This window comes from Pseudomonas fluorescens, from assembly GCF_001648775.1.
GTDB classification, from domain to species: domain Bacteria; phylum Pseudomonadota; class Gammaproteobacteria; order Pseudomonadales; family Pseudomonadaceae; genus Aquipseudomonas; species Aquipseudomonas fluorescens_M.
This window is the reverse complement of sequence record NZ_LVEJ01000002.1, coordinates 46,947-70,246: the sequence shown is the minus strand read 5'-3', so window position 1 is coordinate 70,246 and position 23,300 is coordinate 46,947. Positions and strand designations below refer to the sequence as shown.

The 23,300-nt window shown below is 56.7% G+C and carries 38 protein-coding genes, 1 other RNA gene and 2 pseudogenes; 12 read left to right on the top strand and 29 right to left on the bottom strand.

What is annotated here, in order from left to right; all coding sequences use genetic code 11:
* Positions 1 to 267: 267 nt before the first annotated feature.
* The 15 genes from A8O26_RS03245 to A8O26_RS29285 all read right to left on the bottom strand — a co-directional run bounded on the left by A8O26_RS03245 (position 268) and on the right by A8O26_RS29285 (position 7,854).
* The gene (locus A8O26_RS03245; protein ID WP_064116749.1) at positions 268 to 702 is read right to left on the bottom strand and encodes a hypothetical protein; all 435 of its coding nucleotides are present in this window, start codon (positions 700 to 702) and stop codon (positions 268 to 270) included.
* Entirely contained in the window at positions 702 to 1,139 is a 438-nt protein-coding gene (locus A8O26_RS03240; RefSeq protein ID WP_064116748.1) for a Mor transcription activator family protein, read from the bottom strand. Before A8O26_RS03240 ends, A8O26_RS03245 begins: the two co-directional genes overlap by 1 nt.
* The gene (locus tag A8O26_RS03235; RefSeq protein ID WP_064116747.1) at positions 1,136 to 1,552 is read right to left on the bottom strand and encodes a gp16 family protein; all 417 of its coding nucleotides are present in this window, start codon (positions 1,550 to 1,552) and stop codon (positions 1,136 to 1,138) included. The genes A8O26_RS03240 and A8O26_RS03235 overlap by 4 nt, the downstream gene beginning before the upstream one ends.
* Positions 1,549 to 1,827: a hypothetical protein gene (locus A8O26_RS03230; protein ID WP_064116746.1), complete on the bottom strand. Its 279-nt coding sequence runs from the start codon at positions 1,825 to 1,827 to the stop codon at positions 1,549 to 1,551. The genes A8O26_RS03235 and A8O26_RS03230 overlap by 4 nt, the downstream gene beginning before the upstream one ends.
* Before the next feature lies 1 nt (position 1,828).
* Positions 1,829 to 1,899: hammerhead ribozyme type II (locus A8O26_RS03225), an RNA gene on the bottom strand.
* Entirely contained in the window at positions 1,898 to 2,119 is a 222-nt protein-coding gene (locus tag A8O26_RS03220; RefSeq protein ID WP_064116745.1) for a hypothetical protein, read from the bottom strand. Before A8O26_RS03220 ends, A8O26_RS03225 begins: the two co-directional genes overlap by 2 nt.
* Positions 2,120 to 2,127: 8 nt before the next feature.
* Positions 2,128 to 2,550 carry a hypothetical protein gene (locus A8O26_RS03215; RefSeq protein ID WP_064116744.1) on the bottom strand — a complete coding sequence of 141 codons (423 nt, stop codon included), beginning with the start codon at positions 2,548 to 2,550 and terminating at the stop codon, positions 2,128 to 2,130.
* A 2-nt stretch (positions 2,551 to 2,552) separates the two neighbouring features.
* A complete protein-coding gene (locus A8O26_RS03210) occupies positions 2,553 to 2,921 on the bottom strand; it encodes a hypothetical protein (RefSeq protein WP_064116743.1) in 369 nt (122 codons plus the stop codon).
* Between the two features lie 11 nt (positions 2,922 to 2,932).
* The gene (locus A8O26_RS03205; RefSeq protein ID WP_064116742.1) at positions 2,933 to 3,253 is read right to left on the bottom strand and encodes a hypothetical protein; all 321 of its coding nucleotides are present in this window, start codon (positions 3,251 to 3,253) and stop codon (positions 2,933 to 2,935) included.
* Positions 3,237 to 3,614 carry a hypothetical protein gene (locus A8O26_RS03200; protein ID WP_064116741.1) on the bottom strand — a complete coding sequence of 126 codons (378 nt, stop codon included), beginning with the start codon at positions 3,612 to 3,614 and terminating at the stop codon, positions 3,237 to 3,239. The genes A8O26_RS03205 and A8O26_RS03200 overlap by 17 nt, the downstream gene beginning before the upstream one ends.
* On the bottom strand, positions 3,611 to 4,225 hold the full coding sequence (locus A8O26_RS03195) for a hypothetical protein (protein ID WP_081265151.1): 615 nt from the start codon (positions 4,223 to 4,225) through the stop codon (positions 3,611 to 3,613). Before A8O26_RS03195 ends, A8O26_RS03200 begins: the two co-directional genes overlap by 4 nt.
* Positions 4,225 to 4,947: an AAA family ATPase gene (locus tag A8O26_RS03190; protein WP_064116739.1), complete on the bottom strand. Its 723-nt coding sequence runs from the start codon at positions 4,945 to 4,947 to the stop codon at positions 4,225 to 4,227. The genes A8O26_RS03195 and A8O26_RS03190 overlap by 1 nt, the downstream gene beginning before the upstream one ends.
* 24 nt (positions 4,948 to 4,971) lie before the next feature.
* A complete protein-coding gene (locus A8O26_RS03185; RefSeq protein WP_064116738.1) occupies positions 4,972 to 7,002 on the bottom strand; it encodes a Mu transposase C-terminal domain-containing protein in 2,031 nt (676 codons plus the stop codon).
* On the bottom strand, positions 6,995 to 7,435 hold the full coding sequence (locus tag A8O26_RS03180; protein ID WP_064116737.1) for a hypothetical protein: 441 nt from the start codon (positions 7,433 to 7,435) through the stop codon (positions 6,995 to 6,997). Before A8O26_RS03180 ends, A8O26_RS03185 begins: the two co-directional genes overlap by 8 nt.
* Before the next feature lie 2 nt (positions 7,436 to 7,437).
* Complete coding sequence (locus tag A8O26_RS29285) at positions 7,438 to 7,854, bottom strand: helix-turn-helix domain-containing protein (protein ID WP_301336270.1); 417 nt, start codon at positions 7,852 to 7,854, stop codon at positions 7,438 to 7,440.
* A 174-nt stretch (positions 7,855 to 8,028) separates the two neighbouring features.
* On the opposite strand from A8O26_RS29285, the gene A8O26_RS03175 reads away from it, so the two are divergent.
* Positions 8,029 to 8,733 carry a S24 family peptidase gene (locus A8O26_RS03175; protein ID WP_064116736.1) on the top strand — a complete coding sequence of 235 codons (705 nt, stop codon included), beginning with the start codon at positions 8,029 to 8,031 and terminating at the stop codon, positions 8,731 to 8,733.
* 200 nt (positions 8,734 to 8,933) lie between these two features.
* Here A8O26_RS03175 and A8O26_RS03170 read toward each other — a convergent pair whose 3' ends face one another.
* The 7 genes from A8O26_RS03170 to A8O26_RS03145 form a co-directional block, all read right to left on the bottom strand.
* Complete coding sequence (locus A8O26_RS03170; protein WP_253756680.1) at positions 8,934 to 10,115, bottom strand: tyrosine-type recombinase/integrase; 1,182 nt, start codon at positions 10,113 to 10,115, stop codon at positions 8,934 to 8,936.
* Complete coding sequence (locus tag A8O26_RS30135) at positions 10,001 to 10,387, bottom strand: hypothetical protein (RefSeq protein WP_253756657.1); 387 nt, start codon at positions 10,385 to 10,387, stop codon at positions 10,001 to 10,003. Before A8O26_RS30135 ends, A8O26_RS03170 begins: the two co-directional genes overlap by 115 nt.
* Positions 10,388 to 10,458: 71 nt before the next feature.
* Positions 10,459 to 10,662: a hypothetical protein gene (locus A8O26_RS03165; protein WP_064116734.1), complete on the bottom strand. Its 204-nt coding sequence runs from the start codon at positions 10,660 to 10,662 to the stop codon at positions 10,459 to 10,461.
* A 49-nt stretch (positions 10,663 to 10,711) separates the two neighbouring features.
* Positions 10,712 to 11,029 carry a hypothetical protein gene (locus A8O26_RS03160; RefSeq protein WP_064116733.1) on the bottom strand — a complete coding sequence of 106 codons (318 nt, stop codon included), beginning with the start codon at positions 11,027 to 11,029 and terminating at the stop codon, positions 10,712 to 10,714.
* Positions 11,026 to 11,388, bottom strand: a complete 363-nt coding sequence (locus A8O26_RS03155; protein WP_064116732.1) for a hypothetical protein — start codon at positions 11,386 to 11,388, stop codon at positions 11,026 to 11,028. Before A8O26_RS03155 ends, A8O26_RS03160 begins: the two co-directional genes overlap by 4 nt.
* Before the next feature lie 49 nt (positions 11,389 to 11,437).
* Complete coding sequence (locus A8O26_RS03150) at positions 11,438 to 11,662, bottom strand: hypothetical protein (protein ID WP_064116731.1); 225 nt, start codon at positions 11,660 to 11,662, stop codon at positions 11,438 to 11,440.
* A 73-nt stretch (positions 11,663 to 11,735) separates the two neighbouring features.
* Positions 11,736 to 12,602 (bottom strand): hypothetical protein, encoded by an 867-nt coding sequence (locus A8O26_RS03145; RefSeq protein ID WP_064116730.1) that lies wholly within the window; start codon positions 12,600 to 12,602, stop codon positions 11,736 to 11,738.
* A gap of 224 nt (positions 12,603 to 12,826) precedes the next feature.
* On the opposite strand from A8O26_RS03145, the gene A8O26_RS03140 reads away from it, so the two are divergent.
* Positions 12,827 to 13,315 carry a papain-like cysteine protease family protein gene (locus A8O26_RS03140; RefSeq protein WP_064116729.1) on the top strand — a complete coding sequence of 163 codons (489 nt, stop codon included), beginning with the start codon at positions 12,827 to 12,829 and terminating at the stop codon, positions 13,313 to 13,315.
* A 197-nt stretch (positions 13,316 to 13,512) separates the two neighbouring features.
* On the top strand, positions 13,513 to 13,851 hold the full coding sequence (locus A8O26_RS03135) for a hypothetical protein (RefSeq protein ID WP_064116728.1): 339 nt from the start codon (positions 13,513 to 13,515) through the stop codon (positions 13,849 to 13,851).
* 23 nt (positions 13,852 to 13,874) lie between these two features.
* On the opposite strand, the gene A8O26_RS03130 is transcribed toward A8O26_RS03135, so the two are convergent.
* Entirely contained in the window at positions 13,875 to 14,798 is a 924-nt protein-coding gene (locus A8O26_RS03130; RefSeq protein WP_064116727.1) for a DNA cytosine methyltransferase, read from the bottom strand.
* A 46-nt stretch (positions 14,799 to 14,844) separates the two neighbouring features.
* Here A8O26_RS03130 and A8O26_RS03125 point away from each other — a divergent pair, with 46 nt between their 5' ends.
* Positions 14,845 to 15,306, top strand: coding sequence for a hypothetical protein (locus A8O26_RS03125; protein WP_064116726.1), 462 nt, complete (start codon positions 14,845 to 14,847; stop codon positions 15,304 to 15,306).
* On the opposite strand, the gene A8O26_RS03120 is transcribed toward A8O26_RS03125, so the two are convergent.
* Positions 15,303 to 16,172, bottom strand: a complete 870-nt coding sequence (locus A8O26_RS03120) for a hypothetical protein (RefSeq protein ID WP_064116725.1) — start codon at positions 16,170 to 16,172, stop codon at positions 15,303 to 15,305. The two genes, A8O26_RS03125 and A8O26_RS03120, sit on opposite strands and share 4 nt — an antisense overlap.
* 101 nt (positions 16,173 to 16,273) lie before the next feature.
* Between A8O26_RS03120 and A8O26_RS03115 the strand changes: the two genes are divergently transcribed.
* Positions 16,274 to 17,029 (top strand): hypothetical protein, encoded by a 756-nt coding sequence (locus A8O26_RS03115; protein ID WP_064116724.1) that lies wholly within the window; start codon positions 16,274 to 16,276, stop codon positions 17,027 to 17,029.
* On the opposite strand, the gene A8O26_RS03110 is transcribed toward A8O26_RS03115, so the two are convergent.
* From A8O26_RS03110 to A8O26_RS03090, 5 genes and pseudogenes are all read right to left on the bottom strand, one after another.
* Positions 17,000 to 17,386 carry a hypothetical protein gene (locus A8O26_RS03110; RefSeq protein ID WP_064116723.1) on the bottom strand — a complete coding sequence of 129 codons (387 nt, stop codon included), beginning with the start codon at positions 17,384 to 17,386 and terminating at the stop codon, positions 17,000 to 17,002. The two genes, A8O26_RS03115 and A8O26_RS03110, sit on opposite strands and share 30 nt — an antisense overlap.
* 75 nt (positions 17,387 to 17,461) lie before the next feature.
* On the bottom strand, positions 17,462 to 17,926 hold the full coding sequence (locus tag A8O26_RS03105) for a hypothetical protein (RefSeq protein WP_064116722.1): 465 nt from the start codon (positions 17,924 to 17,926) through the stop codon (positions 17,462 to 17,464).
* Positions 17,923 to 18,165 (bottom strand): hypothetical protein, encoded by a 243-nt coding sequence (locus A8O26_RS03100; RefSeq protein ID WP_064116721.1) that lies wholly within the window; start codon positions 18,163 to 18,165, stop codon positions 17,923 to 17,925. Before A8O26_RS03100 ends, A8O26_RS03105 begins: the two co-directional genes overlap by 4 nt.
* A gap of 2 nt (positions 18,166 to 18,167) precedes the next feature.
* Positions 18,168 to 18,830 (bottom strand): lambda exonuclease family protein, encoded by a 663-nt coding sequence (locus tag A8O26_RS03095; RefSeq protein ID WP_064116720.1) that lies wholly within the window; start codon positions 18,828 to 18,830, stop codon positions 18,168 to 18,170.
* Positions 18,830 to 19,324, bottom strand: a pseudogene (locus A8O26_RS03090) (recombinase RecT); the annotation flags it as partial. The pseudogene A8O26_RS03090 and the gene A8O26_RS03095, both read right to left, overlap by 1 nt.
* On the opposite strand from A8O26_RS03090, the pseudogene A8O26_RS03085 reads away from it, so the two are divergent.
* The 7 genes and pseudogenes from A8O26_RS03085 to A8O26_RS03055 all read left to right on the top strand — a co-directional run.
* Positions 19,311 to 19,742: pseudogene (locus A8O26_RS03085) on the top strand (helix-turn-helix domain-containing protein); the annotation flags it as partial. The pseudogenes A8O26_RS03090 and A8O26_RS03085 overlap by 14 nt on opposite strands.
* Positions 19,729 to 20,526, top strand: coding sequence for a hypothetical protein (locus A8O26_RS03080; protein ID WP_064116719.1), 798 nt, complete (start codon positions 19,729 to 19,731; stop codon positions 20,524 to 20,526). The pseudogene A8O26_RS03085 and the gene A8O26_RS03080, both read left to right, overlap by 14 nt.
* Positions 20,523 to 20,750 (top strand): hypothetical protein, encoded by a 228-nt coding sequence (locus A8O26_RS03075; protein WP_064116718.1) that lies wholly within the window; start codon positions 20,523 to 20,525, stop codon positions 20,748 to 20,750. Before A8O26_RS03080 ends, A8O26_RS03075 begins: the two co-directional genes overlap by 4 nt.
* Positions 20,743 to 21,213 carry a hypothetical protein gene (locus A8O26_RS03070; RefSeq protein WP_064116717.1) on the top strand — a complete coding sequence of 157 codons (471 nt, stop codon included), beginning with the start codon at positions 20,743 to 20,745 and terminating at the stop codon, positions 21,211 to 21,213. The genes A8O26_RS03075 and A8O26_RS03070 overlap by 8 nt, the downstream gene beginning before the upstream one ends.
* A complete protein-coding gene (locus A8O26_RS03065) occupies positions 21,210 to 21,815 on the top strand; it encodes a recombination protein NinG (RefSeq protein ID WP_064116716.1) in 606 nt (201 codons plus the stop codon). Before A8O26_RS03070 ends, A8O26_RS03065 begins: the two co-directional genes overlap by 4 nt.
* Positions 21,812 to 22,489 (top strand): hypothetical protein, encoded by a 678-nt coding sequence (locus A8O26_RS03060; protein ID WP_064116715.1) that lies wholly within the window; start codon positions 21,812 to 21,814, stop codon positions 22,487 to 22,489. Before A8O26_RS03065 ends, A8O26_RS03060 begins: the two co-directional genes overlap by 4 nt.
* 165 nt (positions 22,490 to 22,654) lie before the next feature.
* Positions 22,655 to 23,035, top strand: coding sequence for a hypothetical protein (locus A8O26_RS03055; RefSeq protein WP_064116714.1), 381 nt, complete (start codon positions 22,655 to 22,657; stop codon positions 23,033 to 23,035).
* Positions 23,036 to 23,300: the final 265 nt, after the last annotated feature.

Here is a 23,300-nt window from a genome sequence, read left to right as displayed (position 1 = left end):
GAGATATGCAGTTGCACCATGTCACACCAGCCTGTCGGAACCTTTGCCCATAGCACTTCGCGGGCCAGATCATCACCTGCAGCGAGTATGAGTTGCGCGTGTTGGCGTGGCCATTTGGGCCGTGAGACTTTTGGGGAAGCGTGAGCGGAGTGCATGGTGCGAACCTGCCGTTTGATAGAACGGGGGTAGGTTCGCCTTTGATGGGGGGTGGTTGAGTATCAGCAGTGTGTAAGAAAAAGCCCCGCTCGATGGCGGGGCTGGGTAGAACTATTCTGCGGCAAGATTTAATGCCTTCGTCGCGGCTATGGGTAGGTATGCAGGATCTCTGTCTATCGCTGTAATCCCACAGATTTTCTTGCACGGTGCCTTGGCGGTCATCAACCCACCATGGCCGATATCGAATTGGCAAGTATGGCCAGAGGCGTAGAAATCACGCGGTAAGCTCTTGGCTGGGGACGCCAGTTTGATTTGGACTTGAACGATCTCTCGCCATCCCATGTCACGCTCTGAGCTGTCTTCGGCAGGTAGACGACTGGTTTTCAGATCGACAATTTCGGAGGCGTTTCGGGCAGTCGCCAATGTTGGACATGCATCGAAAAGCATGGCGGTTGCTTGTTGCTCAACAGGTTCAGCCCCGACACTGTCGAGTGCAGTAAGCCCTGTCACTAGTGCGAGAACTGAAGCAGCCGCCATTCCTTTCATTAGTGAATCGTCCTTTCATCAAAACCAAATAAATCGGGTTCGCTCCTGCGATGTAGCACCCGTTGTTTGGCGATAATCTCATAAATGGTCTGGTTAGCAAGTTTGTACGTGCGCCCAAGATCTGCAGGGTGGATACCTTTTTCCCGCCAGTCGCGATAAATGGAGGCATCGCGCAGCGCTCGTTTCACTGCGTCGCCTCTGGGTAAATAGATCACGCTGCCACCCATCGTTGAGCAGATTGCAAAGACGACATGGTGTGCCAATTCCGGCGCCGTTGACGACGGTTTCAGCTCCACAAGGAGCGTGGCCTCGGCGATCTCGACCATCTCTTTGAGTGAACCTTCCCACCGGGGAATCACCGTTGGGTCTTGCAGGTTGGCCAAGACTTTTTTAGCGTCCAACTGGTCGCTATCGTCCGGGAATAGATCCTCAGTCATTTTGTAGGCCTCGCGTGTCGGCGGGCGTCGTAGGTCAGCGCTGCAACCATTTTGTGGAGTCGTTGCGGATCTAACCATTCCACGCGTTCAACCTTGAACATGCGCAAGGCCATGCCGTCGGCATACGCCCAGGAGCGATTGGCCTCGGTGAGAAAGGCTTCGATCTTGCCTATCAGTTTTTCCCGATCCGGTGCCGGGGTGGGAGCCTTGCGGCCGGGATGCTTTGCGCTTGTCGCTGTCCAGCCCAGCCGGGCGAACTCGGCCAGTACTTGGCCGATCTGACGCAGATTGAGGTCTTTAGCCGATCGCACGCCAGCCACCCGGCCGAGTAGTTCGCGATAAGTGTCATCGTCCAGGCCAAGGTCTTTCTTGGCGATATGTATTTTGCTGAGTTGCACGTTTCTGGTGTTCATTTTTCGCTCCGTTGCATCAGGGCGCGGAATACGACCGGGTCACGTCGTGACAGTTCGGCGACGCTGTGAATCGTCACCGTGAGCGCATGTTCGGATTCGTCGAACTGCCCGGCCGTGCGGATCTGTTCCAGCGCGCGTTCCGTGCCACTGTAGATTTCCATTTTCAGTTTGCTGGCGCCCATGGCCAGCCGTTTGTCCTTGAGCCGCTGGCGCTGTGCTCGCTTGCGCTCACGGGCCAGACGGGTTTTTCGTGCAGCGGATGTTTCGTCGGACATGGGTTGGCTGCTCATCAGTACCAGGCAACCACGCCTGGCAGACCGTCCCGGATGGCCGGGACGGTTTCGCTTAATGAAGTGTGTGGTTGTGTGGCTGACGACGGCAGGCGGGTACACCGCCCAATGCCTCTTCACAAGCGGCCATACCGAAGAGCATTTGCGAGATGCGCAGGGCCTCAGTCGGCGAGGTCTGGCCGAACGGCCCGACTCGGGCGCCGGTCATGTCGAGGGATACAGTCGGTTTTCCGTTTTCGTCGTGCCGGTCTTCAAGGGTCAGGGTGATCTTGGCCATGGGATGTCCTATCGCTGTACATGGAAGGTGATGTGATAGTCGCGAGCGATCTGGCGCACGCGTTTTTCGGTCATGTGGTGTTTCTTGGCGATCCACTTGGACGAATTGCCCACGGTGGCGTCTGCCATGATCAGCGCGGCGAGCCGTCGCTCATCTGTTTGGTCAGACTCGGTTGTTGGTTCAGGCCGTACCTGTGCAGGAGGGACCGCTTCGGCGGCAATCGGCGCGAACAAATGGGCGTAGACCGGTGAGCGTTCCGGGTTGATGGTAAATGCTGCGGGTGTGTTGCTCATGCGGTGGCCGATCTGCTCGATTTCGCCGCCGCGAGCCAGGTACTCTGAGACTAAACGGGATACATAAGTGCGCTCGGTTTCATGCAGCGGCGAATGAATTGGCAGCGGGTCATTGCGGGTATCGTGATAGCGCTGCATGGTCAGTCATTCTCCTGATCGTTAGCGGCCGGGAACTTCTCTGTTCGCAAGGGGAAGGGAGAGAGCATCTCCACGGCGATACGGAGCGCTGATCTAAAACCTTTACGGGCATCACCTGTGATTTCGATCTGGTGACCATCAGCCCCGCGCAAAACGATACTGACTTCTTCCTCTGCATTGATGAGGCTCTTAAGTTGCTCGATACGCTTGGCGTGCCAGGTCTGAAGTCGTTCAAGCATTTCGGCAATTTCAGGATCGTGGAGAGTTACGGTTGTGGAGTTAGCCTTGACCATTTCACACTCTTTCGGCAGCAGGCGGCGCTGTGCGTCCATTCGATAGCCTGCTGGAATGGTGTTTTGTTGTGCAGTCATTGTGTTGTTCCTCAGTGGAGAGTCGGACTAGACCAGTCATCTGTTCGGGTTGAGCTGATGGGTTCGCGCCATACCAGGGTCACTCCGTGGAACTGCACGGCGTAGCGAGTGCTGCCAGCACTCGCGTCACGTTGGAAACCACTAACGGCGCGGGCATCGATCAATGCGCGGGCTGCCACCGGTTCTATCGTCAGTTGGTTTTGTACCGGGTCGAGGTGCAACAGCCGGACATGCATCCCTTGCAAAATCCGGGCGGCCCGATTGAACACTCGCAGGTGCTCAGCAAGGGATGGGGTCAATACTTTCAGCGTGCAGTTAGTGGAAGCGAGCATGGTCTATCTCCTGATGGCAGCGGTCGGGGTTATGGGGGCAGTGCTGGCACGCGCGCCAATGCTGCATGGATTGCGGGTTGTGGGTCGGTGCCGGCTTTTTGCGATAGCTTTGGCACTGGTCGGTGGTGACCACATCGTCCAAAGCGACACACTCGATTCGGCCGAGGACTTCCATGACGCGGCGCTCGACTCCCGCCGTACTCGGTGAGGGGTAGCGGTTGGCCAGAATCAAGCTGACGGCAGTGCGGCTCATGCGAATACGTTGGCTGGCTTTGGTCTTGTTGGTGGCAGCGACTTCCGCCGCGAGCAGGCGCACGAACAGCGGCGGGGCATCGCCCCAAGCGGCGAGTTCAAGGTTCATAGTGCTTCTTCCGTTGGCTCTGCCTGTCGGAATACGACTTCTCCCAGGTTGGGGTCGAAGACTTGACCGACGCGCTGGATCATTGGCGGGCGCGGGCCGGTGTATTTTCCTGGCGCCAAGCGATAACGGGCTTTTGTTCCCGGTTTGCTGACGCGAACTTCGATGACATAACCCGCACGCTTGAGCCATTTCAGGTAGCCGCGGGCTGTCCATGTGGTGGTCGGCACCACAATGGAGGCTTGCGCGGCCAGTTCGTCGGCATCCAGTTCGCCCAGGATGCGAAGGGAGCGCCACATGGCTTCGGTGCCTTTCCCGGCTGCGCTGGGCTTACCATCACGAGTGACTGCTGGGGCTTCAGCGCCAATGTCTTTGATCAGACGCAGCGTCTGTTCTTCGAATTTTTCTCCGTCGACGACTTCGACGTATTTCCCTTTAATCAGGGATCGCAGATAGCTGCGTACTGTGGAATCGTCGACGCTGGCGCGACGGGAAATGTCATAGGCTCGAAAACCATTTGCGCCGATACGGATGGCTTCCCAGATGCGTTGACGGTTGCCTTTGGCGCCCTGCATTTCCAGATCAATTGGTTTACGTCCTCGACCTCCAGCCATTACAAGCCCCTCCGAACTGGAGCTTCGCCGGTAAACCAGACTCGATTGCCCCAACCGGCCAAGTCGATTTGATCGATGGCCCGGGTCTGCGTGTCGTTGTAGATTTTGTAGAGGTTGACCGCGACACGACGCAAGCAGCCGTGCACCTTAATCCGCAGGTCTTCCAGCAGTTCGTCGGCGATGTGCAGGTTGGGATAGCTGGCCTTGGCGAGGTTGCGCAGGTCGTCAAGGGTCGCCCTTTGGGCGGGCACCCATTCCAGCACTCTGTTATGCAAACGCTCCAGCTTGGCCAAGCTGCTGGGTACACGCTCTTCGCCGATCAAGACGATGGTGCCCTGACTGGCGTTGTAGATATCGGTGAGGACGTTGGCCACAGCTTTTTCTAGCAGATACTGAACGTCGTCGATCAACAAAGGGCGGCCGCTACGGGACAGCTGTTCGGCCACTTGGTCAACCATGATCGACAGCGTTTGGCCGGGGGCGATGCTCATTTCTCGCAGGATCGCTTGCAGGAAAGCTTTCTTGCTCCAGGTATCGCGGCACTCGACATAGTAGGCGCGGTGTAGATTGGCGGCGAAGGCCGCGCCCACGCTTTTACCCAGACCGCTGGCACCGTACATCACCACTAAACCGGGTAGGCCTTGCGGGCGGGAATGAGCGCGCTCGATGGCGGCGGACAGCAGGCCGACGTTTGTCAGCGGGACAATTTTTGAAACACTCATAGATAGCTCCTTGCGGGTGTTGAATTACGCGCGTTGTTCGGCGAACTCGAACATGCGGCGGATCGAGGCAAAGTCGGGGTGGCTGGGGTAGCGGCTGTGCCACTGGGTTTCTTCAGGCGTCAGCGTTTCGCCGCTACTGATGCGGTCGGCGAGCTTGTGCCAGAGGTGGTAACGGACAGTAGGGTCTGATGGCAGGTCGAAAGCCGAAGCCTGTGGGCTCGACAGTTGAGCGAAACGTTGTGCTTCGGCGAGTTGTTCGACAGTGAGCTGAGCGGACGGGGCGCTGGTAGTCGCGATCATTTCCACGCGCTTGCCGGTCAAGGTTTCCAGTTTGTCCAAGGCGCGTTTCATCTGACCGGTCTCGCGCTTGTCGTAGGCCTTTTCAATCATGGCTTTCGGCATGTAGTCGCTGGCGTTGCCATCCAGTAGCGCTTCGCCGATCAGGTCACCGTCGATGCTCCGAACCCATACACGGGAGGCGTCCCGCACGTCGTAGGCCACGCGGATTTCTTCGCCGTGGAAATTGCGTAAGGCGTCGAGGAAGTAGGTTTCGTTTGACCAGGTCACTTCGCCGCGACGAGTTGGGCGAATGACCTGGGGGCGCATTAGGTCGTTCAGCACATCGGCCGGAGCGATCATCGGTTCCCAGCCATCAACGCGGGCGGCGTCCCAAGCTTCATTCGGACTCATGTGGCGCAGCTTGCCGGTGAGTCGGTCGCGGATTTTTGCGAGGCCACGGTGGGGGCTGTCGTTGTAGGTTTTGATTTCGTATTCAACACCCGCCATGAATTCGGCGAAGGTTGGAATCAAGCGCGTGGCGCCAGTTTCACGAAGTTGTTTACGGCTGATCCGATGGACTTTGGTTCCGGCATGCTTGTCCATGTCGGCACCGATGTAGCTCGTCAGCTTTTTGGCCGCATTGACCCAGATGGTTTGGTGGGCGCGTTCAATCAGGCCCCGTGCCTGACTGTTGTAAGGCAGTGCATGGGTCATCTCGCCGCCAAGACGGTCGACCACTTCTCGAACGGTGTCATTGGCGAAACCAGAACCGTTGTCGACGTAGAACAGGGCGAACATGCCGTGTTGCACTGCGTCGCGAAGCGCATCCATAACGCCGATGGTGGATTCGGCTTCGCCGATGGATATACCCAATGCCTTACGCGTTGCGACATCGATGACGGTGGTTGTCTCCGGGCGATAGGGTTTGCCGGTACGTGGATTCAGTACCTCAGCATCGAACTTGTGGCCGTCGGCGGTGAATACGTCGCACGGCAGCAGGTTTTTGGTAAGGCGCCGTTTGAACGGTTGCAGCGCTTTGAGCTCTTGCGGTGTACGACGGCCGCGCTCCCGGGCTTCGGCACTTAGCTTATTAAGGAAGCGGCGTACCACATGGATGCTTGGGCGTTCGGCCGGGTGCTTGAGGGCGAATTCCGCATAGGCGGATTCCACGCTGGGCTTTGTCGGGCGCTGGTAGCAACTGAGGAATGATGCTGACCATTCGGGCACGCTCATGTCTTTTTCGCGGCGACCGGGCGCCAGACCGGTTTCGCCTTTTTTACGATAGTCGGACAGCCAGCGTTTGAGGGTGCGCTCGCTCAAGGTGCGGTCGCTGGTTTTACGGTCGTTGGCGCGTTGTACGAGGTTGCTCAGGTAGCGACTGAGCTGGTCTGCTTTGGCCAAAGCGACCAGTGAATCAATAGCGCGTTGCTGGCTAATGGTCTGGCTGATGCGCTCGATTTCACGCACGAAGGCCAGCCGAGCGATCATCACTGAGCGTTGGTCTTCGCTTAAGCGTGACGCGGAAACGGGGTCACGCTCGATAGCATTTGGTTCCGGCTCCGCCGCTTGTAAGGGCTGGCTTTCGCTGACCGATGCCGCAATCAATGCAATTTGCGTGGCTTTCGGCAGGACGGCGAAAGCGTATTCGATGGCTTTACTGCCCAGACGTTGTTGGCCTTCCCAGCTTTCGCGAGCCGCCATAGCTTTGACATTGCGAGCAGTGCTGGGCAAACCGGGCAGGCCTGCCAGTTCCTGGGCGGCAAACCAGTTACGCATGGTCTTCACCCAGAAGTTTTTTCAGTTCGCGAGCTTGGCGCTGGGCGTTTGCCGCGACTCGTTCAAGACGGCCCAGCTCTGTATCCAGTGCCTCGCGACCATAGGCAACGCGACCGCCGCGCAAGTGAACCTGCCAGTTCGTGAGGATGTGGCTGGCGCAGACCTCTTCCAGCAATGCAGCTCTATATAGAGGAAGGTTGTGGTCAGCACGGGCAGGACTTGCCCAAGCGTCTAACATGTTTTTGCTGACGTCATCGCCTGACAGGCGCGACATGTGAGCCGCTATTTCGTAACGGTCGAGTTCGGAGCCTTTGAGTACTTCGCTCACCAGCTCGCTGACTTGGGAGGCGTAGTTTCCGTGACCAGGGACAGAGAGGATGGGCTGTGGGACAGAGAAGATGTCTAACGTCTTGTCATCTTTTAGACGGCGCATGTCTAGACACTCCTTACGGCTTTACAGTGTTCTACTGGAGAGAGTCCGGTATCCTTGCCATAGGGCGTATTTTTTCCTGTGCTTGTAGGAAACTGCCTACGCAACATGCAGTCTTTTTTAAACGGGTCTAAACAGAAGTCTGTTGATTCGTTAACGGTGTAGGTGTTTTCTTCTGCTCGCGTGGGACGTTGTCTATGGGGCGTGCCATCTGGGTTCCAGCGCTCTGGCCAAATGTCTGCTGGGTTAAGGCTCAGAGCTTTAGCGAGTGAGCGCTCAATACGTGGGTAAGGGGTGCTTTTGGCATTGCGGATTGCGCGGTCGGTGACTTTTAACCGGCGTGCGAGCTCGGCCATTGAGGTGCCCCGAATGCGGAGTTGGTATTTGATCCACTCCCATCGGCTAGCGGGGTCTGTGGGCATGTCGATTTCGCTCATAGGTTTGAACCATCTTCACGGGTGGTTTTTTTAGGATGTCTAACGTCCTGTTGCGGATAAACATAGCGCGGATATCCGCGCATATCAATCAGAAAAACGCGCATCCGATTCTTTTTTATGCGTGAAGCGCTCAGAAAAATGAATAACCGAGAGAAATCAATGACTTATAAGGAATCGGATAAACCGGATGCTTCAGATGCGGGGCATCCGATTCCACTGGGGGCAATCGGATGCTTCCGGGATAGGCTCAAGGATGCGATGGGTACTAGGGCTGCACGCGTTTTTTCGCGCGATTCTGGTCTTTCAGAGGGGGCGATACGCAGTTATCTGAGCGGGGAAACTTATCCGACACTTGATAGGTTGGAGCAGATTGCTCAAGCGGCTGGTGTTTCGGCGAAGTGGCTGGCATTTGGCGAAGATCGGCAGCAATGCCTTGTTGTAGAAGACGGCACCTATAGCTATGTGCCCTTATACGATTCGCGGTGCGGTCCTGGACATGGCTCTTGGGCCGAAACGGCACCGGTCTTAACTCAATTGGCCTTCACGAATTATTCACTGCGTCGACAAGGTTTGGAGGCGTCGAGGCTGTCCGCAATCAGAGTTGATGGGGATTCAATGGAGGGATTTCTCAGTGACGGCGACACTGTGCTGATTGATCACAGCCGCAACACGCTTGAGGGGGAGGCTGTCTATGTGATTCGGCTTGACGACCATCTCTACGCCAAGCGCCTGCAACGTCACATAGGCGGTGGCGTGGCGGTGATCAGCACCAATCCGGCTTATCAGACGATGATGGTTGCTAAAGAAAACCTGAACGAACTGGAGATCGTTGGGCGTGTGGTCTGGGCTGGCGGTTGGATGTGAAGACCTCGGTATAATATATCTATACCTTGCAAGGGGATGGTCTGTGCCAAAGCTTCCGCGAAATTTGGTGGTGGCCATCCCTGATGTCTAAATTCATCTGTTTATTGTTTGGCGATGCTTTGGCATTAGTCCCAGTGAGGGGCAATTCTCTGGGCCCTTACGGGCTCTGGCTTTCCTGCCTCATACCGCGTTGTCCCGCGTCATCCCACCAGTCTTCTGGCCAGTGCCAAACATAGAACCTCCTCACACTCCGGCCCACGCGAATCGGTTGCTGATACCATGTTCGCAGCCTCAATCAGATGCCCGAGCTCAGCGCCCGAATAGTGACTGGTGATGCTGCCGTTCTTGTGACCCAGAAGTGCCTTTCGGTCTTCTTCGGTTACTCCTGCCGCTCGAAGGCGACGGCCAAACGTATGCTTCAAATCGTGAATCCTGATCGACAGATAGCCAGGGTGAGCGGGGCGAAGGTTTTCCTCCTGCCAGAGTTTCGCCGCTCTCACTCGCGCCTTCTTCCAAGCAGAGTCGTTCATCCGATGCATTGCGTTACCGTTGTAAGGAAAAACCCATTCCTTGCTCAGCCCGCGCTGCTTATCAATGATCGACTTGGCAACGCTGTTCAGCACTACCAGGCGCTCGTCGCCATTCTTCACGCCAGAACGTTCGTGTCTGCCGCCAAAGTCAGCCGGGATTAGGAACACACTGGTACCGAGCTCCGGCACCGAAATCTCCCAGTCCCACCTCAGCTTGCAAACTTCCTGCTCGCGACAACCGGTGTTCACTTTGAACAGCGCCATCGTCTGCAGGTGGGCCGGCAACTCCCCGAAAAGAATCGACTGCTCCTCCCACGACATCGGATAGGGCTTGCGACTCGATTTCTTCTCTTCCAGCTTCGTGAGCATTGGCACGCTATCCAGCCACGGCCGTCGCTCATCGTCTCGCCACTTCCTGGCACACAACGACAAAACCCGAACCACACGCTCGATCGAGATATTCACCGTTCTGTTGCTCACGCCTTTCTTCACCTTGCCATCCGGCAGCGTTTTGGTCGCCAACCTGTCCTTAATGAAAGGCCCAAGGGCCTGGTCATCAATATGGGTCAGCGGCATGTCGCCGATGAATTCGTCCAGCTGTGAAAGGTGGTGAGCCGAAAGCTTGATCGAAGGCTGATCCTTGAATTCGACCAAAAAACGCATCGCCGCATCCCGCCACGTTCTGACCTGCCGAACGCCGTAGACCTTCTCCTGCCGGATCTGCTCCAGTCGATGTATCAGGTAGCGCTCTGCTTCTTGCCGGTCACTTGTTCCAGTAGATTCGTAAAGTCTTTCGCCGTTGATCTTCTTGTCGATATGCCAGAGACCTTTCCTTTGGGAGAGGCCTGTGATCGTTTTTCGCGCCATTGTGTTTCTCCTTTCTGGCGCTCGCTGCGGGGCAATTGTTGCTCCCTCGCGCCCTTTTTATCAATTGCCTTGGCTGCCACGTAGGACGATGCCCACGCATCAAGCTCCTGACGATCGAAGCCGACCCCGCGCTCCCCGATCGGGAACTCGTTCACGAACGGCCTGACGATTTCGTTAAACAACGGCAAATTCATGCTCAAGTAGGCAGGCGCCTCGCCGGCGCGGATAAAGCGTGGCTGCAATTTTTGTGCGCCCATACAGCATCCTTTTCCCCTGCTGGGGCAGTTAATTGGTGGTGCTCCATGCCGCGCGTGGCGGCAGAAGGTGGTTATTCGGTGCGGAAGACTTCGGCGCGGACGGCGCGCCATTCCTGTTTTGTAGTGACCGGCTCTCGGCCAAACCATTGCTCTGCTTCTTTCGCCAGATCCTCGCGCGCCTGACTCCAACCGCCACCGAGGCGAAGCGCCAGAACGCGCACCTGATCGCCGAGCGATTTGCACCGCCCGATCTTGGTTTCTGCGCAAATAAACATGCATGCACCTCGCCCGCCGTACAGCGGCAGGCTGTTGAGTGGTTGGGGGTTACTGCTGGATGAGTTCGGCGGGGACCTTCACGGTGGCGCCGCGCTCGGCGAAGACCACGGCGCGGAACACGGCAACGGTTCTGGTTTCGCCGATGACCCGGTTGAACGGATCGTTTGTCGCGTCGGCCAGCCATGGGTGCCGGTGGCCGGCTTCGCACCAGACGCCGTACTTCGTGATCAGTTGCTCGGCGTCGGGCTGGGCGAAGAGATCCAGCTGACCGGTGCCGGGCTGCTGATCACTCTCGATCGCGTTGATTGCCCAGTCCAGCGCCAGGCCGGTCAGTTCCTCGGTGCGGACGCTGACCATGCGGTTCATCGCGGGCGGCCTTTGGCGCGCCAACCAAGTTCGCAGTCTGCGGCCAGCCTCAGCAGGTTCTTCGTTGTCGGCCTGAAGCTTCCTGTGTCTGGATAAGATTCGAACTCATGGCCTTCGGGGTAGGATTCGAAATGGCCATACCATGACCAGTTGTTACGCCAATCTGCCCAAACCGTGTAGGCCTCTAGGCCCTCACCCCAGTAGTCAGTGCCACCACCTACGCTTAGGCAGTGCCTGACTTTCGAGCCTTGCTCATAAGCGAGTTCCGACTGTTCGTCGTCGCGCCAAGCCGTTCGATACATGGCTGGGTGCAGTTGAACGAGTCGCTTGCTGAGCTTTTTCTCAATGCGAGCTTTCATCGCCACGGCCCCTTGTAGATGAGGTAGGCCATGTAGAGCGGGGCGAGGATCATAGTAGGTGCGCTCCTGCCTCGAGGAGGCCGTCGCGGTCTTGGCGCAGTGCTTCGTTCTCGGCGATCAGTGCCAGCACCGCCTCGGGCGAACACTCTTTGAGGAACTGCTCATCACGTTGCAACAAGCCGGCATCCTCGATCATGGCCACCCAGCCGTGCGAACGAATGACCTCATCGCGGCATCCCTCGGCCAGTTGTTTCAGTTTTGAATGGTCGCTCATCCGATCACCGCCTTTATGGTCAGTACCAATGGAAGCCAGAAGAAGATTAAGTTGACGGCAATGCTGGTGAGGATCATGGCGTCACCCGTTTGAACTCGACGACCCAGACCCACGGGTTGGCGTCCCAGTCGCCGCCGGTGGCGTTCCACAACTCCTTCCAAGCCGCCGGGTACCAGTCTCGGTAATTCGGCGAAACGTCATCGCTTGCCAGCTCCGGCGGACACTGCAGGCCTTCCGCCCGGATATCGGAGCGGCTGATGTCCTGCAACCGCTCGACGCGCACGTTGGTGATCTCCAGCAGGATGCGGCACGCGGCACGCGGCATGTGAATGCTGGGTTTGTACTTCAGGCCGAAGTCTTTCCTTGCCTCGTCGCTGTGTGACCCTGGGCGACAGTCGGCAGCGTAAGCGTATCGCTGGAGCGGGCCGTCCGGGTCTCGGCGATGCTCTACACCGGTGCCGCGCAGATCGATGAAAGTCTCGCGCACCCACAGCCGATCGCCTTGCCGCCCGTACGGGCAGCCACCGTACATGGCCAACTCGGCCGCGCATTCCTCCTCAGTCGCACCGAATGCAGCGAACCCCCAACGCGGATGGTCTTGAACCACGGCGATCCACTTATTCTCGGGGTAATCGGATTTGCTGAGGCTCGGGATCTGATTCCCTTTGATCGGTCGCCGAGTGACTGTCTTGTGGCCCGACAAGATCGCGCGGACCATCGCACCGTTGAAAAGAATGGGACGCTCTTTGTGGAATGGCTCTGGAGCCGGCCGCGGCTTGGCCATTTTTGCCAGGCATCGTTTGCAGCTGACAAATTCGCGTTGGTGGGTGCCGTCCCATGCGACTTCGGATTCTTCATTCAGGCCGCAAGCCGACAGCGACCAGCGTTCGTTGTCCTGCGTGCAGCCGGAGTCGACTATGAGGTGGTTTTTCCTGGGCATGCCGGTTCCTTGCCGCTATAGCGGCTGACTTTGAAGGGGGGAGGGGGCAGTGGTGGCACTGCAATCGAATGGTAAATCTGATCGTCGCTTACAGATCACTTTCGCTGTAAACGACGAACAAGGTCTTGGTCAAAATTGTGCCCATCGACTACAAATGAATAGATGGGTGACCAGTTCGCGCTTCGACCTGGTTTGATGGTTTTTTTGAAAAAAAGGGAATTTATATGTCGTATGAAGGCGTGACTAGAGAAAAGTTTTTTACTATTTTCCCAAACCTTGAAATACAGAAGCTCAGCCATACATGTTGGGCTGCGAGTTTTTCGGTGTTAATGCGATTAAATGGTGTGCAGGTCTCGGAACAGGCTGTGATTAATTTCTATCCTGAGTGGGTTTTTGAAGGGATTACCTTTGATCAATTGGAGAGTATTGCTGTTTTCTACAATAGATTTTATTTTTCAAAGGAGAGTGGCCTTTTGCATGGTGTGCGTGAGATTAAGGTCTATGAGGAGTTAGAACCAATTTTGCAATATGCAGACCAGTACTCAGGGTTTTTGGTTTTTGTTGAAGGGCACTATGTGGTGGTGCTGGGATGTGACGATGATCAAGGAACAATTGATTATTATGATCCTTGGGTCGGAGTTATTGAGACATGTGGTTTGCAGTATTTTTTTAATTGGGGTACGCAGCAAACATTAGTGATTTCTGGTATTTAATGTTTGGGTTGAGTAATTTCGTGGAGCCTATGGGGCTCGTCCGAAAGCAAAGAGATATTTATTCGTCAGCGACATTGGCAGGGTTGGTGTTTCGAAAATATCGGAAGTGTTACTGAGGATATCAATGCTCCAGTTTTCTTTAACCATGTGGCGTCCTATGCCGGGGCATGCCCGGGCGGTGGAGGGTGGGTTAGCTGATGAGCGGTGCGCCGCAATTAATTGCAGGATTACTTGGAAAACACCTCCCACTGGGGGCACGATTAGACCTAATCGAACAGGTGGAGAAGTTAGAAATGGAGACTTGTATTTACGTTGAACCAATAATTATCCCGCTCGAGCTCACTCAGGGCAGAGAGGCATGGCTTGATTACCCAGAAAGCGCCAAGGAGCTGCCCGACAAAGTGCGTGTGTGTACACGGCTTGGAGGCTTGTTTTCCGTGATGGGCATCGTAAGCGGACCATTCGAAAGCTGGATCGACATCAACCAGCAGGCTGCTGAGATCGCAAACAACTGGTATGACCGAGGTAATGGCTGAGTTTTGCGGTCAACGGGTTAAAGTTAGGCCGCTGCTTTGAGCGCTTCTATGATCCGCTGCCCGGCGAGCGGCGGCACTGCGTTTCCCGCCATGTGCATAGTCAGCCGGTGGTTGTCGGGCCGCAGGGTGTCGGCGGGGAAGGACATCGCGGCAAGCGCCTCATTCGCTGTGAGCATCCGCATCTCATCACCGCGAACGAGCGCCCAACGGTCAAGCGTGGTGATGGTGCCGATTGGCCGGTTGATGTCTCGACCGGTCAGGCCGGAGCCTTTGCCGTAGTACGGCATGATGAACTGATCGCCGAAGCGCTCTCGCCCGTTTCGCACCCGGTCGAGCGTTGCTTGTGCGCGTCCCGGCTTCTCGATTGGTGACCAGCGTCCAGCGTTGAACTGGAGGAAGCTGGCGGCGGGAACGTGCTGACGCCGGTGCAGCTCGAGCATCAGCGGCGATTTGCTTCGGGTACAGACCAGGAACAGGCGTACGCGGTGCTGTGGCACGCCGAGATCGGCGCAGTCGACTACGTGCGGCGCGATCATGTAGCCCAGCGCAGCCATTGCCTGCGACCAGGCGGGGTACAAAGTCCAGTCCGTGAACTCTTCGACATTCTCGACCAACACAACTTCTGGCCGGTGATACTCGGCGGCCGACACAACGGCCCACGCCGTGGAACGCGAAGCGTCGTGCTGAGCATTGCCGGACTTCTTTCCCCGTGCCTTCGAATGACCCTGGCAGCACGGCGAGGCCAGCATGATGTCGTGGGCCGGAACCTTCGACCAATCCGCCTGATGCAGGTCTTGGCAGATATGAATGGCTTCCGGGTGGTTGGCGCTGTGCCATTCGACGGCGACCGGCCAGTGGTTGGCCGCCCAGATAACGTCGATGCCGGCATTGCGGGCACCGGTGGACCATCCGCCTAGGCCGGCGAACAAATCGATTGCAGTGGGCACGGGATTACCTCGCGGCTATAGTGCGAAAAAGCTGGAAGGGGATTACATGGAATTACGTAAAAAACTGAAAACGCTGCTGCCTGCTTCGTACCTTTTTAAGGTGCGACTTCGGGAGCTAGACGAGCTTGGGGATAGGATTTGGTCAGAAAGACCTCCAAACACCCAAGAGGCTCACGACACAGGACTTCAGCATTCTTTTTATTGCGAGTGGTCAGATCTAACCCAAGATCGGCGGGTACTGATCACAAAAAACTACCGTCGCCTGATAGAAAATCTATCAATGCCAATGCCGGACCCGGCTGATCCGAAGCTTTGGGAAGATGTTGAAAGCGGCTTCACTCAGCAGAGTGAGCGGTGTCTCACTATGGCCGGAGAGCACGCTGCGATTTCCATAATCAGGGAAGCGAGGAAATACAGGAGGGATGCACTGATGGCTTGGTGTACGGCTTTAACTGGGCTCGGTGGTAGCGTAATAGGCGTGCTTTCACTTCTGAAGGTTTTTGGCTAATCACCGCAGAAGCAGTCAATGTCTTCGGCTAGATATTCAAAATCGAAGTCGGTCTGCCTAGAACGTTGCTCGGCAGACCATCCCATCGTCTTATAGTCAGCTCGATCCTGCCTGAACACTTGACCGAACCGTTCCTCAGTACCTGACCACCAGATCACCCGCGACGGGTCATCCATGATGGTCTTGATCAGCTTTCCTTCGTTTTTCTTCCAGCACAGGTCGCAGTTACCGAAGTCTGAATCCATCCCCAGATCGAAGGGTTGGGCTGCCCAAAACTCACCGACGTCCTCCTTAGTGACGCCGGCGGTGTAGGAAGGGCAGACATTGTCCCAACGGGTGCCGCCGCGATCATTGGCGGCCATCATGCGGTGGTATCGCTTTGGCTCGTCGTAGCGAATGCCGACGACGCAATCCCACTCGGTGTAGCCCAGAGCGCGCATGTGCTTCTCGCCGATTTTCACCTTCAGGTACGCGGTGCACATGTTGTTCGAGAAGTTCGGCAGCACCGGCGGCAGGTTCTTCTCTGCCTTCCGGTATGCGGAGTAATACTCGAGCATCATGGTGAACGGCTCGCCGTTGCGGCTGGCCGTCTCGAAGTCCACCAGCTTGTACCAGGGCGCGTCATCGGGTTGGCCGTACACGCGGCACCACTCCATCCAGACGATGTTCACGTTCCAGCGCTTGGCGATCTGGTCGATGAAGAACAGCGTTTCCTCGCGCTCTTTGCCGGTGTTCTGGAAGAACAGGTGCACATCAGGCGGGAGGGTTCCGCCGTGTGCTTCGAGGATCTTGTAGACCATGTGCCCGCTGGTGCGACCACCGCTGATGCCGATCTGCGCCGGTCCGGTGATCAGGTAGGGATTCATAATTGCTCCAGACAGCCGATTGCCTCGCCGGCTGGCGTGATTCGTAGAAGTGGGGTATTTGTGTTCGGCCCGGCATGGGGCCGGGACAAAAGGAGTTTGGAATGGCGACTGATACGGTAGCTGCAGTAGATAAAGCCTTGGGCAGCCCGGTAGATTTCGAAAGCTCTGACGAAGCAAAGAAGATAAAGCGCAATCTCCTAACTATATCTGTAATAGTTATCGCATTAATTCTCGGGGAAATAACCGCTTCAGATAAGATATCATTATTTGGTGTGTCTCTAGAGGGCGTTACTCCTCAGAAGCTAATGTCAGGGCTTGGATTATTCCTTATTTATAACTTCTTGCACTACATTTGGTTTTGCTTTGACTTGTTTGGCGAATGGAGCATTAGAATCACAGGAACTAGGTCAGCATTCATTACAGCAGGAATGTTCGCGAGTAAAGATTGCGACTATCCATCAGATCCTAAACAATCTTCCCTTTACAACTGGTGGCGGTCGGAGCGCCATGGGCTAATAAAAACCGAGCGAAGGATTGAAGATGCCGAGGAGATCGCCAAATATCTTGATGAGGTCAGGACGCCCCCGCCGAATAAATCGTTTGGAGACCTTCGAATAGACAGCCACCTTGGCGAACAAGCGTTAACGAAAGAGATAAACTCGATACGTTCTGATTTGCAAGAGATCAAGAAACTATTGGATGCACCGCGCATCACTGTATCACTGCGAAGATTTGATAAAAGATTCGAGTTATTGCTTCGCTCTCAGAATTTAAAGGTTCTGCTATTCGAATTGCTGCTTCCTAACTTGATCGCAGCTTTTGCTGTTTTACTTCTCTACGGATTCTTTACAAAGTGATGGTTCGAGAACCTCATCTTCGGGGTCTGGCAGATCGTCGGCAAGCGACTTCATGCCAGCCTCCCTGATCAGTCGCGACACCTTTTCGGTAACTACATAAGGTGTCGTGACACTGCGAAGCATCAAAGCCTGTGTTTCGAAGTCGGCGGCGATCAGGTTTCGAATGAGATTCTGATGGATCTCCTGCTGGTTGTTGAAGCCGTGGGCCTTCATCACCGCCTTCAGATCAGGCTTGAACACGCCGGCGACCTCAACTGTAAACTTCTCGACGCCCAATGCAGCGTCCTTTGCTGCTGCCTTCTCGCGCTTCCTGCGCTGCTTCTTGGCTTCCTCCGTCAGTTCCTTTTCCTCGGCCATGGCCTACCTCTTCAATCCCGCTGGCCGGCAAGTCCAGCCAGGTCTGTCGTTTGCGTTGTTGGGGTCTGGAACGTCTCACGCTGCGACCTTCACCTGATGCCAGGCGCCGGCGGCGTAGAACAGCTTCGCGGCTTCGGCTTCATCCATCGAGACATCGTCCGGAATGGCGATCCAGCCTGATGCGACCAGATGGGCAGGGTTCGCGCTGTTGCGCAGCTCCAGGTAGTAATGCTCGATGGCATCGGTCAGGCGCTCGACCTTGTAGATGCCCTCGGGTGATATCTCCACCGACTTGATGTACTCGGCGCCGCGCTCGTCGCGACACATGGCGCCGATGTAGATCGTCCAGCGGTAGGAGAAATCGAAGATCGCGTTGGCGATCGCCAGACTGCGGATCTGCTTGCAGCTCTTCCAGTTCGCCATGATCTGGCTGCCGCTGGGGTCGATGTTCACCACCGCGACGTGGTTGGTGCGCAGCAGCGCCCGGCAGCTGCGTTCAGCCCGGGCGAAGCCGTTGTTGGGTTTGCGTTTCGACTTCATAGCGAGTCCGCCATTTGGCGCAGAGCCTTGCGGTCAGCTGCCGATATCGGCTTCGGCCGCCGCTTGAGGACCGTTTCAGGGTCTACCCAGTCCCGCCGTGCAGGCCTGGGCTTTATCCGGGTCGCCGGCATCTCTTTGAAGGTGCTGCCGGGTCGCGCCCAGAAGTCGGCCATCGCAGCCGCGATTCGATCCGACTCAGTCTGCTTTTCACGAACTGCATTGAGGTTGAGGCTGATCATGCTCAAGCTCCTAATCTATGGGCTTGTGCCCGTGCTTTGTCCGCGACTTCATCAACCATGCGGTTCAGCTCCAAGTTGAATTGGACGAGCTCTCTGTGCAGGTTGGCGATGTAGTCTTCGTCGCGGTAAATCGTTTCGATGTAGAGCTGACACTCCTCGTCTTGGCGGGAATCGAAGGAGAGAAAGTCCCACCATTGCCTGCCCGTCACGAACATGCAGCCCTGAATCTGCGGCATATGTTCCTCGGGCATGCCCTCCAGCCAAGTCCTGACGTGGATCGCCTCGTTGAAAGGGCACTTTGATTCGGTACCTCCGTCGTCGTTGATCAGGCCGTCTGGCGAGCAGCCGAGCCAGTCGTACTTCGGGTGGACGATAAACTCCGACGGCACGACGATGTTGCCGGTCAGCATCTCGTAAGCGTCCTGAGCCTTTTGCTCTTCTGTGTGACCCCACTTCATGGAGGCGCTGCTGACGTTGTGCTTGGACTTCTTCGCCAGTCGTTCAAAGCACAGCTCGCGCATATAGGAGGTGCGCGCGCCCATCGGCTCGCGCTTCCCATTCTTGTCAGGCTTCCCCCAAGCGATCACATCTTTGAATCGACTGGCAGTTACTCGACCAGACCGGTCTGAATGCCACTTTTCTGTGCCTTGAAGTTCCGTTCTCACTACGCCGCTTCCTCGACCTGGGGCAGGTCGTTGTCGGTGCCAGTCATATCGGTGAAGTCAGCATCAACGGTAGCCGCCATGCTCTTGAGTGCTTCGTGACACTCCAAGCCGATCGCTGCGCGCTGCTTAGGCTTGAGACCTGCCCACGCTGCTGCATATGCATCAATGTCCTGTCGCTTCGCGACGACCAGCAGGTCGGCGAATACTCCGTCGATTTCCGGTGATGGGGATTTCGGGCCGAAAGACACTTCGGCGGCGGCAGCGGTGTTTGAGGCTTGCTTCGCAGGAGTGATATCGATTTCGCCACCGTAGGAGTCTTCGAACTCGTCGGGCGTGTAGACGCCAAGGATGACGTCCGGGCAGAAGAGCCGAGCCCATTTTTTCGTTACCAGATAGGCGATTTGCTGCTTTGGGTCTTCCGCCCAAAGTGTCGAGTTCCGGGTGCGAACCTGAGTGAGCAGAAGCTCCAAGGTGCGCGGCTCCGATGCGCCACGGGTTGAGATTCCCGCTGACATGCCGGGCCCCAAAGACCAGTCCTGCAAAACCTTCAAGGTCTGGGCGAACTACGCCATGGCCTACCGCAAACGCTACAGCACCTGGCCTGTGTGGAACGCCAAGGTCGGTGGCCAGCTCGGCCAACTGGTCGACCGCCTCGGTGCCGATGTCGCTCATCACGTCGCAGCTCACTTCCTGAAAACCAGCGATGCCGCTGTTCTGCGCAAGTGCCACAGCCTCAACGAACTGCTGGCAAACGCCGAGAGCTACCACACCCAATGGGTTACCGGTCAGCGCATCAACGGGACAACTGCCCGCCAGATGGAGCGTACCGAAGCGAACGTCTCTGCTGCAGAGCAAGCCGCTCAGATGGTTTTGGCCAAGCGCAAAGCAGGGGAGCGCAATGAGTACATTTGAGATGGATGATCAGCAGGTTGCCAGCCTCGCTGCGGCGATCTGCGCCACCGCCGAGGCCATGGGTCAGGAAATGAACCCAGGCACAGCGGCGATGATGGCCGAAGACCTCTGCGCGTACTCGGTGCCCGCCGTGAAAGCCGCGCTGAAGGCCTGCCGCTTTGAGGTGAAGGGCAAGCTGGCGATGGCCGACATCCTCCAGCGAGTGCAAGCCGCTGACGGTCGCCCGGCCAAGGACGAGGCCTGGGCGATCGCCATGACCACCAACGATGAATTTGAAACCGTGGTGCTGACCGACGAAATCCAGGTCGCGCTGGCTGCCGCGAAACCTGTCCTCGACGCTGGCGACAAGGTCGGTGCGCGCATGGCGTTCAACAGCGCTTACGAGCGTCTGGTAGGGCAAGCCCGGGACGACAGCAAAGAGGTGAACTGGCATGTGTCTGTCGGCTTCGACGCCAACCGCCGCACGGAGGCGATTACCAAGGCCGTGCAGATGCAACGGATCCCACATGAGCGCGGGCAGTTGTACTTGGCCGACTTGAGTGTCGTGTCGGTCACTGAAGACGGCCGGGCCGTCGTTGCGCTGCTCACCGGTGAGGCTGCGCGGCCTTCGCCAAAACTGCGCGAGAAGCTCGCCGCGGTGAAGGATTCGATGCTCGCCATGCGCCAAGCATCGGCAGAGGAAAAAACAGAACTGCGAATTCTGGCAGCCAATGAGCTGGCGGATCGCCGGGTGCTGCTCATTCAGCAGGCCGAACAATTGGAAGCAAGGAGCGCGGCTCAATGACCATCGACAAACAAAAACTCCAGAAGCTGCTGTGGGCCGAGGCGGCGTCGTACCGTACCGATTGTGCAGACTGGAAGCGCAACACCGAGGCGCTGCAAGACTTTCTCGGGGAGAAAACAGTGGAAGAGGTGGCGCTGGAGTTGCTGGCCGAGAACGAGCGACTGACACGGCAACTCGGCGAGCTGACCAACGGATTGCCGAACAAGGTGGCCACCCATGGCTGACAAAATCTCCGTGAACTGTCAGGCGAAACTCTCCGAGGCCATCACGAAGCTTAGCGCCATGTACCGCGACAAGAAGTTCGTCGTCGTATCGCTGCGCCCGGGAAAGGACCGCACGCTCGACCAAAACCGGCTGTGGTTCGCGATGTACAAGCGCATCGCAGAGATGACCCAGATTGGCGATGAGGCCGACGCTCGCCGGTACTGCAAGTTGCACGTCGGCGTACAGATCCTCCTGAACGAGGACGCCGGGTTTCAGGCTGAGTGGTACCGGGTCATGCGCCACCTGCCGTACGAGACGAAGCTGGCCATGATGGGTGGCTGCAAACTATTCGGCCCGGATGGCTTTCCGGTGACCAGCCTGTTCAACCGCGCTCAAGGCGTGGCGTACACCGACCGGATCGTCGCGCGCTTCGCACAGCAGGGCGTGTACTTCGATGATCTTCTGAGCCAGGAGGCTGCATGACGATTGAACGAAAGCAGCCCAAACCGAAGAAATGCCGCGTTGCTACTTGCAGGGCCTCATTCGTCCCATCGCGGATGGGGCAAGCGGTTTGCAGCCCGGCATGCGCATTGATCGACGCGCCAAAGAATCAGGACAAAGCGCGCAAGGCCATCGCCCAGCGCGATCGCCGAGATATCCAGGTGCGCAAGGAGAAGCTGAAGAGCAGGGCGGATCACCTGCGCGAAGCCCAGGCGGCGGTGAATGAGTACGTCCGCCTGCGTGACGCTCACCTGCCGTGCATCAGCTGTGACTCGATGCCGAACGACAACGACCTCATGACTGGAAGCCGCTGGGATGCCGGGCACTACCGATCTGTCGGTGCCTGTCCGGAACTGCGTTTCGAGCCACTGAACATCCACCGACAGTGTGTGAAGTGCAACCGCAACCTGTCCGGCAACGCTGTCAAGTACCGCATCCGCCTGGTGCTGCGCATCGGCGCCGAGAAGGTGGCATGGCTTGAAGGGCCTCATCCGGCCTGCAAGCACACCGTCGAAGAAATCAAAACCATCAAGGCCGACTACCGAGCCAAGACAAGACAGCTGAAAAAGGGGAAAGCCGCATGAAACTGATCAATGCAAGGCAGGTATGGACTGAAGCGCAGCATGAATCAAACGCGTCGATCAGCGCTGCGGCGATTGAGCGAGCGGCAACTGCGCCGGTAAAGAGCGGTTCACGGATGCGTCGGCATGAAGCCGTATTCGCCGCGATCGGTGACGACAAGGAAGAGCGCATTCAGGTCGTGCGCCAGAAGATCAGCATCAGCGAGACACGCCGTACACCGGTTGGACGATCGACTGCTCGGGCTGCGCACTTGGCAACCATCGGCAAGGTACTCCGCGCGATCGATACTCTGCCGTTCCAGGTGCAGCAGCTCGGGCACTACATGTATCACCCGTGCTTGACGATGGTTCACGTGCTCAACGCCGAGAAACTGATCTGGAATTATGTGGATTTCTCCGCTCTGACAGATGCCAAGGCAGCGAAAGCTCATTGCATGATCACCATCGCTCTGCAGTCGTACAAGGTTGAGGTTCATGGCGGCGAGCAGTGGGGGCCGGCGCGGGTCGCTGAGGGAATGCTAAAGCTCTACGGTGTGCGCATCGAGCCGAAAGTCTGGGATCGCGACTGGAAGGATGTGTGGAATTTCCTGCGTGAAGCTATTTCAGAAGTGGATGTTCAGGCGTTACAGCCGGTATGGCAGGTTATATTTGATGAAAACTCTGAGGATGCGGCATAAAAGTGTTGCTATGTTGGGGTTTGTGAGGTAATTTTCCCATAGTGCACAAGTAACGCGAAACGCACACGGAACCCTTAACCCGGCCAAGAGTCGGGTTTTTTGATCTTGAAAATTTGAGAATTGCCCATATTAAATTGCCACTACAATTCACTGGCGACTTCTAATATGCACTTAACACTTCAAATGCTTCTTGAGGAAAATCACACAACGTTTCTTCCTGATGATGAAAAAGCGTTTCTTATTCGCGTCCAGTTGTCCAACAGCAAGGGATACGATGGTCTCCATGAGGTCATGGAGTTGGAAGGATTTGAGCGAAAAGTCAAAGACATGGCAGGAAGGGTAAGAGACCTTCCACATTCGACTTATTTCATTGCTGGCCAACCAGAGAACAGCACGCCCAAGTCTATTCACTCTAGGGTTAAGAAGGCAGTGATCAAGCACAAGGTGCAATCTAATCAGCCGGATGTGACAGCTCAAATCATTGTGGTTTCAGTTGGTGATGCATGGTTCGAGCTGGAGGAAACGCAAGAAGCGCAAGAAGTTTGAAGTCAAACCCAGCGCGCCGATTAAGCCCCGCCAAATGCGGGGTTTTTTATGTCTCGAATTTACCTGTAGTCAGGACAGCCCTCGGAAGGCTTGGACGCCGATAGCCGGATAGCGCGACGTACGGAATAAACGCCGGCAGCCCGCGCACCCTGACCTCACCATCTGCTGCAGGGTGGCGCGAGACTGGATCAGCGAGATCGATGCAAAGGGGCGTCGACGTTGAGAAGGCCTTTGGCCGACAGCTCGGAAAGACGAGCGCACCTGT

What these genes read in the sequence shown, in the direction of transcription:
- A8O26_RS03245 (WP_064116749.1), bottom strand. Translation starts at nt 702, where the DNA reads ATGAAAGGAATGGCGGCTGCTTCAGTTCTCGCACTAGTGACAGGGCTT.
- A8O26_RS03240 (WP_064116748.1), bottom strand. Translation starts at nt 1,139, where the DNA reads ATGACTGAGGATCTATTCCCGGACGATAGCGACCAGTTGGACGCTAAA.
- A8O26_RS03235 (WP_064116747.1), bottom strand. Translation starts at nt 1,552, where the DNA reads ATGAACACCAGAAACGTGCAACTCAGCAAAATACATATCGCCAAGAAA.
- A8O26_RS03230 (WP_064116746.1), bottom strand. Translation starts at nt 1,827, where the DNA reads ATGTCCGACGAAACATCCGCTGCACGAAAAACCCGTCTGGCCCGTGAG.
- A8O26_RS03220 (WP_064116745.1), bottom strand. Translation starts at nt 2,119, where the DNA reads ATGGCCAAGATCACCCTGACCCTTGAAGACCGGCACGACGAAAACGGA.
- A8O26_RS03215 (WP_064116744.1), bottom strand. Translation starts at nt 2,550, where the DNA reads ATGCAGCGCTATCACGATACCCGCAATGACCCGCTGCCAATTCATTCG.
- A8O26_RS03210 (WP_064116743.1), bottom strand. Translation starts at nt 2,921, where the DNA reads ATGACTGCACAACAAAACACCATTCCAGCAGGCTATCGAATGGACGCA.
- A8O26_RS03205 (WP_064116742.1), bottom strand. Translation starts at nt 3,253, where the DNA reads ATGCTCGCTTCCACTAACTGCACGCTGAAAGTATTGACCCCATCCCTT.
- A8O26_RS03200 (WP_064116741.1), bottom strand. Translation starts at nt 3,614, where the DNA reads ATGAACCTTGAACTCGCCGCTTGGGGCGATGCCCCGCCGCTGTTCGTG.
- A8O26_RS03195 (WP_081265151.1), bottom strand. Translation starts at nt 4,225, where the DNA reads ATGGCTGGAGGTCGAGGACGTAAACCAATTGATCTGGAAATGCAGGGC.
- A8O26_RS03190 (WP_064116739.1), bottom strand. Translation starts at nt 4,947, where the DNA reads ATGAGTGTTTCAAAAATTGTCCCGCTGACAAACGTCGGCCTGCTGTCC.
- A8O26_RS03185 (WP_064116738.1), bottom strand. Translation starts at nt 7,002, where the DNA reads ATGCGTAACTGGTTTGCCGCCCAGGAACTGGCAGGCCTGCCCGGTTTG.
- A8O26_RS03180 (WP_064116737.1), bottom strand. Translation starts at nt 7,435, where the DNA reads ATGCGCCGTCTAAAAGATGACAAGACGTTAGACATCTTCTCTGTCCCA.
- A8O26_RS29285 (WP_301336270.1), bottom strand. Translation starts at nt 7,854, where the DNA reads ATGCCCACAGACCCCGCTAGCCGATGGGAGTGGATCAAATACCAACTC.
- A8O26_RS03175 (WP_064116736.1), top strand. Translation starts at nt 8,029, where the DNA reads ATGACTTATAAGGAATCGGATAAACCGGATGCTTCAGATGCGGGGCAT.
- A8O26_RS30135 (WP_253756657.1), bottom strand. Translation starts at nt 10,387, where the DNA reads ATGGGCGCACAAAAATTGCAGCCACGCTTTATCCGCGCCGGCGAGGCG.
- A8O26_RS03165 (WP_064116734.1), bottom strand. Translation starts at nt 10,662, where the DNA reads ATGTTTATTTGCGCAGAAACCAAGATCGGGCGGTGCAAATCGCTCGGC.
- A8O26_RS03160 (WP_064116733.1), bottom strand. Translation starts at nt 11,029, where the DNA reads ATGAACCGCATGGTCAGCGTCCGCACCGAGGAACTGACCGGCCTGGCG.
- A8O26_RS03155 (WP_064116732.1), bottom strand. Translation starts at nt 11,388, where the DNA reads ATGAAAGCTCGCATTGAGAAAAAGCTCAGCAAGCGACTCGTTCAACTG.
- A8O26_RS03150 (WP_064116731.1), bottom strand. Translation starts at nt 11,662, where the DNA reads ATGAGCGACCATTCAAAACTGAAACAACTGGCCGAGGGATGCCGCGAT.
- A8O26_RS03145 (WP_064116730.1), bottom strand. Translation starts at nt 12,602, where the DNA reads ATGCCCAGGAAAAACCACCTCATAGTCGACTCCGGCTGCACGCAGGAC.
- A8O26_RS03140 (WP_064116729.1), top strand. Translation starts at nt 12,827, where the DNA reads ATGTCGTATGAAGGCGTGACTAGAGAAAAGTTTTTTACTATTTTCCCA.
- A8O26_RS03135 (WP_064116728.1), top strand. Translation starts at nt 13,513, where the DNA reads ATGAGCGGTGCGCCGCAATTAATTGCAGGATTACTTGGAAAACACCTC.
- A8O26_RS03125 (WP_064116726.1), top strand. Translation starts at nt 14,845, where the DNA reads ATGGAATTACGTAAAAAACTGAAAACGCTGCTGCCTGCTTCGTACCTT.
- A8O26_RS03120 (WP_064116725.1), bottom strand. Translation starts at nt 16,172, where the DNA reads ATGAATCCCTACCTGATCACCGGACCGGCGCAGATCGGCATCAGCGGT.
- A8O26_RS03115 (WP_064116724.1), top strand. Translation starts at nt 16,274, where the DNA reads ATGGCGACTGATACGGTAGCTGCAGTAGATAAAGCCTTGGGCAGCCCG.
- A8O26_RS03110 (WP_064116723.1), bottom strand. Translation starts at nt 17,386, where the DNA reads ATGGCCGAGGAAAAGGAACTGACGGAGGAAGCCAAGAAGCAGCGCAGG.
- A8O26_RS03105 (WP_064116722.1), bottom strand. Translation starts at nt 17,926, where the DNA reads ATGAAGTCGAAACGCAAACCCAACAACGGCTTCGCCCGGGCTGAACGC.
- A8O26_RS03100 (WP_064116721.1), bottom strand. Translation starts at nt 18,165, where the DNA reads ATGATCAGCCTCAACCTCAATGCAGTTCGTGAAAAGCAGACTGAGTCG.
- A8O26_RS03080 (WP_064116719.1), top strand. Translation starts at nt 19,729, where the DNA reads ATGAGTACATTTGAGATGGATGATCAGCAGGTTGCCAGCCTCGCTGCG.
- A8O26_RS03075 (WP_064116718.1), top strand. Translation starts at nt 20,523, where the DNA reads ATGACCATCGACAAACAAAAACTCCAGAAGCTGCTGTGGGCCGAGGCG.
- A8O26_RS03070 (WP_064116717.1), top strand. Translation starts at nt 20,743, where the DNA reads ATGGCTGACAAAATCTCCGTGAACTGTCAGGCGAAACTCTCCGAGGCC.
- A8O26_RS03065 (WP_064116716.1), top strand. Translation starts at nt 21,210, where the DNA reads ATGACGATTGAACGAAAGCAGCCCAAACCGAAGAAATGCCGCGTTGCT.
- A8O26_RS03060 (WP_064116715.1), top strand. Translation starts at nt 21,812, where the DNA reads ATGAAACTGATCAATGCAAGGCAGGTATGGACTGAAGCGCAGCATGAA.
- A8O26_RS03055 (WP_064116714.1), top strand. Translation starts at nt 22,655, where the DNA reads ATGCACTTAACACTTCAAATGCTTCTTGAGGAAAATCACACAACGTTT.